Source organism: Streptomyces niveiscabiei, from assembly GCF_001419795.1.
GTDB lineage: Bacteria > Actinomycetota > Actinomycetes > Streptomycetales > Streptomycetaceae > Streptomyces > Streptomyces niveiscabiei.
Genome location: NZ_LIRL01000315.1, coordinates 1 through 3997 on the forward strand (window position 1 = coordinate 1; position 3997 = coordinate 3997).

The 3997-nt window shown below is 70.1% G+C and carries 5 protein-coding genes; 4 read left to right on the forward strand and 1 reads right to left on the reverse strand.

Features of this window, described 5'->3' with window-relative positions:
- Positions 1-5: 5 nt before the first annotated feature.
- Positions 6-800: an IclR family transcriptional regulator gene (locus AOK24_RS16330; RefSeq protein WP_063799460.1), complete on the reverse strand. Its 795-nt coding sequence runs from the start codon at positions 798-800 to the stop codon at positions 6-8.
- Between the two features lie 228 nt (positions 801-1028).
- Between AOK24_RS16330 and AOK24_RS16335 the strand changes: the two genes are divergently transcribed.
- From AOK24_RS16335 to AOK24_RS16350, 4 genes are read left to right on the forward strand one after another with little or no spacing between them, the layout of a single operon-like run.
- Positions 1029-1814 carry an ABC transporter substrate-binding protein gene (locus tag AOK24_RS16335; RefSeq protein WP_079056840.1) on the forward strand — a complete coding sequence of 262 codons (786 nt, stop codon included), beginning with the start codon at positions 1029-1031 and terminating at the stop codon, positions 1812-1814.
- 13 nt (positions 1815-1827) lie between these two features.
- Complete coding sequence (locus AOK24_RS16340; RefSeq protein WP_055720809.1) at positions 1828-2538, forward strand: amino acid ABC transporter permease; 711 nt, start codon at positions 1828-1830, stop codon at positions 2536-2538.
- A 1-nt stretch (position 2539) separates the two neighbouring features.
- Complete coding sequence (locus AOK24_RS16345; RefSeq protein ID WP_055720810.1) at positions 2540-3190, forward strand: amino acid ABC transporter permease; 651 nt, start codon at positions 2540-2542, stop codon at positions 3188-3190.
- On the forward strand, positions 3187-3924 hold the full coding sequence (locus tag AOK24_RS16350) for an amino acid ABC transporter ATP-binding protein (protein WP_055720811.1): 738 nt from the start codon (positions 3187-3189) through the stop codon (positions 3922-3924). Before AOK24_RS16345 ends, AOK24_RS16350 begins: the two co-directional genes overlap by 4 nt.
- Positions 3925-3997: the final 73 nt, after the last annotated feature.

A 3997-nucleotide genomic window follows, 5' to 3' on the forward strand; every position in this document is an offset into this window, starting at 1 on the left:
CCCCCTCACCTCTCCCGTCCCCCCACCCCGCCCAGCCTCTCCGTCAGTGCCCGAGCCGCCTCCATCACCTGTCCCGCCAGTTCCGGCAGCCGCTCGTGCGTCACCCGGGACGCCGGGCCGGAGACGCTGATCGCCGTGAGGACCGTGCCGTTGTGGCCGAACACCGGCGCGGCCACGCAGCGGATGTCCAGCTCGTTCTCGACGTCGTCGACGGCGTACCCCCGCTCCCGGACGGAGTCCAGCTCGGCGCGCAGCCGCGCCGGGGTGGTGAGGGTGGCCGGGGTGCGTTGCGGCAGCCCCGCCGCGAGCACCTCGTCGAGCACCGCGTCCGGCGCGTGCGCGAGGAACGCCTTCCCCGTGGCCGTGCAGTACGCCGGCTGCCGTCCCCCGACCCGGGAGTGCATGCGGACCGCCTGCGGGCTCTCGACCTTGTCGATGTACACGATCTCCGGCGGATCGAAGCTCACCAGGTGGACGGCCTCGCGGGCGTCCTGGGCGAGCTGGTGGAGGAGGGGGGAGGCCGTGCGGCGGATGTCGAGGCGTTCCAGGTAGACCTGGCCGAGGAGGGCGTTCTGCGGGCCGAGGCGGTAGTGGCCGCTCTCGGGGTCCTGGTCGACGAGGCGGGTCTCGCGCAGGGGTGCGACGAGCCGCAGCACCGTGCTCTTGCTCATGCCGAGCCCGGTCGCGAGGTCGGTGAGGGTCGTGCCCTGGGGGTGGCTGTCGTCCTCGGCGAGGTACATGAGGAGGGCGAGCGCGCGGCGCAGGGACGAGGAGGAGTTGCGGGGGGTCTCGGAGGTCACGCGGCAGACCCTAACGTACTGCACTGCAAAACGGAATGTTACATATTGAAATCCGGCATTGACGCCGATCGGGGACGGGGCTAATTTCTCGGCAACGCCAAGCCGTGCAATGTGAAATCAAATTCTGCACTGCAAAACACCCCGCCGCACCGCATCCCCTCCCGGAAGGGAGCCCCCGTGCCGAGATTCCGTCACCGTACCCGCCCACTCCTGATGATTTGTGCCGGTGTGACCACCGCCGCATCCCTCACCGCCTGCACCTCGGTCAGCGCGGCCACCGGCGGCGCCCAGTCCTCCGCCCTCCAGGAGGTCATCCGGCGCGGCACGCTGAACGTCGCGAGCTGCCTGACCTTCCCGCCCTTCGGGTCCCTCGACAAGGACAACAAGCCCCAGGGCTACGACGTCGACGTGGCCACCGCGATGGCGAAGGCCCTCGGCGTCAAGGTCCACATCGTCGACACCACCTCCGCGAACCGCATCCCCAACCTCCAGACCCGGAAGGTCGACGCGGTCGTCTGCAACTTCACGACCACCGCCGAACGCGCCAAGCAGGTCAACTTCAGCGACCCGTACGTCGTCGCGGGCGAGGTCCTCCTCGTGAAGAAGTCCAGCCACATCGCGACCCTGAAGGACCTGACCGGCAAGACGGTCGCCGTCACCAAGGGCTCCACCAACGGCGACGCGGTCAAGGCCGCCAACCCCAAGGCGAGGATCCAGGAGTACGACAGCTCCTCCTCGGCCGTCCTCGCGGTCAAGCAGGGCCAGGCGGACGCCATGGTCGAGGACTCCAACTTCCTCAACTTCCAGGCCAAGAAGGACAGTTCCCTCACCGTCACGAAGGACTCGGTCGTCCCCCTCGAATACAACGGCATCGGCCTCCCCCTCGGCGACGCCACCTGGACCCAGTGGGTCGACACCTGGCTGCGGGAGTTCAACACCTCCGGCGAGGCCGATGCCCTCTACCGGAAGTGGTTCGGCGTCCAGCGGGTCTTCCCGCTCAACCCGGCCTACTGACAAGGGGGTTCACATGTTCGTCGACTGGAGCTACGCCCTGCGCGACTGGTCCACGTACCTGGACGCCGCCTGGCTGACCCTGCGACTCTCCCTGGCCGCCTTCGCGCTGGCCTTCGCCCTCGGCCTCCTCGGCGCCCTCGCCCGCCGCTCCCGCCACCTCGCCCTGCGCGCTCCGGCGGCCGTGTACGTCGAGGTCCTGCGCAACACCCCGGTGCTGCTCCAGATGTTCGTGGCCTACTTCGTCCTGCCCTCGGCGGGCCTGCGCCTGACTCCCGTACAAGCAGGCGTACTCGCCCTCGGCGTCAACGTCGGCGCCTACCTCACCGAGATCTTCCGCGCCGGCATCGACGCCGTACCGGACGGCCAGCGGGAGGCCGCGAAAGTCCTGGCCCTCAGCCCCGTACGGACCTTCGCGCACGTCGTCCTCCCGCAGGCCCTGCGCAACGTCTACCCGGCCGTCGTGGGCCAGCTCGTCCAGATCATCCTCGGCTCCTCCCTGCTCTCGGCGATCTCCGTGCCCGAGCTGACCGGAACGGCGATGGTCGTCAACTCCCGCACCCTGCTGACCGTTCAGGTCTTCGGGATCGCGGCCGTCCTCTACCTGGTGCTGACCAACGCGGTCGCGCTCGCCGCAGGGCTCGTGGGCCGCGTGGCGTTCCGGCCGCCGCTGAAGCCCGCCCCGAGGCGCCGCGCCGTACGCCGCCTGCTGCTGAAGGGGGCGTGACATGGACTTCTCGCTCCTGTGGTCCAACCGCGAGCTCTACCTCGACGGCCTCAGGTCCACCGTCCTGCTGTCCCTCGCCGCGATCGGCACCGGCACCCTCCTCGGCGTGCTCGTCGCCGCCGTACGCACCAGCCGCGTACCCGTCCTCGCCCAGCTCGGCCGGGTCTACCTGGAGGTGTTCCGGGGGACGCCGCTGCTCATCCAGATGCTGTTCCTGTACTTCGGCATCGCCTACATCGCCCCGATGGGGCTCACCGTCTTCGGCGCGGCCCTCGTCGCCCTCACCCTCTACCAGGGCGCCTACATCGCGGAGATCTTCCGCGCCGGGATCGAGGCCGTGCCGCGCGGACAGTGGGAGGCGGCGCGCGTGCTGGGGCTGGGCCGGGCGCGGACGTTCGTCAGCGTCGTCCTGCCGCAGACCCGGACGATCGTCCTGCCGCCGCTCGTCGGGCAGTACCTGTCCCTCATCAAGGACACGTCGATCGCCGTCGTCATCGGCTACGTCGAACTCCTGCGCCAGGGGCAGGCCGTCATCGACCGCTCCGGCGACCCCGCCACCTCCTACCTCGCCGTCGCCGCCCTCTACTTCGCCGTCTGCTACCCGCTGTCGCTGCTCGTGCGGCGCATGGAACGAAAGGCGCTCCCCGTATGACCACCGCGCGGATCTCCCTGTCCGGGGTGCGCAAGCGCTTCGGTGACCTGGACGTCCTCCAGGGCGTCGACATCGACGTCGAACCCGGAGAGGTCGTCGTCCTCATCGGCGCCAGCGGCTCCGGCAAGTCCACACTGCTGCGGATCATGTGCGACCTGGAGCGCGCGGACGGCGGCGAGGTGTGGGTGAACGGCGTCCCGCTGCACGACCGCAGGCGCGCCCCCGAGATCTTCGGGCACGTCGGGATGGTCTTCCAGCAGTTCAACCTGTTCCCGCACAAGACGGCACTCGGCAACGTCACCCTCGCCCTGCGCAAGGTCCGCGGCCTCGACAAGGCCGACGCGGAGGAACGCGGCCGGGCCGCGCTCGCCCGCGTCGGGCTCGCCGACAAGGCCGCCAGCTACCCCGCCCAGCTCTCCGGCGGCCAGCAGCAGCGCGTCGCCATCGCCCGCGCCCTCGCCATGGACCCCAGCGTCATGTTCTTCGACGAACCGACCTCCGCGCTCGACCCCGAGCTGGTCGGCGAGGTCACCGGCGTCATGCGGTCCCTCGCCGAGGACGGCATGACCATGGTCGTCGTCACCCACGAGATGCGGTTCGCGAAGGACACCGCCGACCGGGTCGTCTTCATGGACGGCGGTGTCGTCCTCGAACAGGGGCCGCCGCGGGAGGTGTTCGCGAACCCGGCACAGCCGCGGACCCAGCAGTTCCTGCACCGCGTACTGGACACGTGAAGGACGATTCCGTGCACCTCCCCCCGGACGTCGTGTGCGTCGGCGAGACCATGGCTGTCCTCAGCCCGCCGAC